The organism is Melaminivora alkalimesophila (genome assembly GCF_000282995.1).
Lineage (GTDB): Bacteria > Pseudomonadota > Gammaproteobacteria > Burkholderiales > Burkholderiaceae_C > Melaminivora > Melaminivora alkalimesophila.
The window spans coordinates 1-1,035 of record NZ_ALEE01000284.1; the positions used below are offsets into that span (position 1 = coordinate 1).

The 1,035-nt window shown below is 70.3% G+C and carries 1 protein-coding gene, 1 tRNA gene and 1 pseudogene; all 3 read left to right on the forward strand.

All coding sequences use genetic code 11. The features are described from left to right. Positions 1–533 (forward strand): SelB domain-containing protein (locus tag A612_RS05375; protein WP_040436158.1); only part of this gene is annotated, 533 nt, incomplete at its 5' end. A 25-nt stretch (positions 534–558) separates the two neighbouring features. Continuing rightward, positions 559–653: transfer RNA gene (locus A612_RS05380), tRNA-Sec, on the forward strand. A 90-nt stretch (positions 654–743) separates the two neighbouring features. Then, positions 744–1,035 (forward strand): annotated as a pseudogene (locus A612_RS05385) (hypothetical protein); the annotation flags it as partial.

Here is a 1,035-nt window from a genome sequence, read left to right on the forward strand (position 1 = left end):
GCCGCCTGCGGCGGCTGGCGGCGCCGCGCGCGGGCGATGCCCTGTGGCAATACGCCATCGAACGGCTGATCGACACCCAGGCCCTGGCGCGCACCGGCCACTGGCTGCACCTGCCCCAGCACGCGGCGCGCATGGACGCCGCCGAGGAGCAGCTGGCGCAGCGGCTGCGTCCGCGCATGGCCGATGGCGGCTTCGATCCGCCCTGGGTGCGCGACCTGGCGCGCGATCTGGGCGCGCCCGAAGCACAGGTGCGCCAGACGCTCGCCAGCCTGGCGCGGCGCGGCGAAGCATTTCAGGTGGTCAAAGACCTGTACTATCCGGTGGCGACGCTGGAGCGCCTGGCGGCGATCGCCCGCGAGTGCGAAGGCCAACCCGGCGGGCTGCATGCCGCGGCCTTTCGCGATGCGACGGGTCTCGGTCGCAAGCGCGCCATCCAGGTCCTGGAGTTCTTCAACCGCGTGGGCTTCACGCGGCGCGTGCGCGATGCGCACCTGTTGCGCCCCGGCACCGCGCTGTTCACGGACGGCGGCTGAGGGCGCGGCGGCGGTTGCATACAGAGGAAGGGAAGCGTCCCTGGTGGGGCGCCCGGGCTTCAAACCCGGTGGACTGCGCCACGCGTGGTCGGAAGGTTCGACTCCTTCTCCCTTCCGCCACCCCGGCTTGATTTCATATACGGTCCGCGCCTGTTTCACCTGTGCGCGCCAGGCTCGCAGTGACTGCGCGCGTCTGCTACGGTGCCGAGGATGCGCAACATCCTCGACTTCAGTTCCTGGCAAGGCCTGTTGACCACGCTGGTCGGGCTGGTGCTGTTCACCCTGGTGGCGGTGGGCGTGCGGCTGTTGATCATGCAGCGCGTGCAACAGCGCCGCGAGCGGCAGAACCGCCAGATCAACGAGCGCCTGAAAACCCTGATTGCCGCCTATAAAACCCTGGGCGGCTCGTTCACCGGAGACCTCGCAGTCGATCCGCGGCACCTGCGCGAACTGCGCGCCCTGCAAGCCGGACCGGCAGCGGATCCGCAGGCGGACGCAGCCG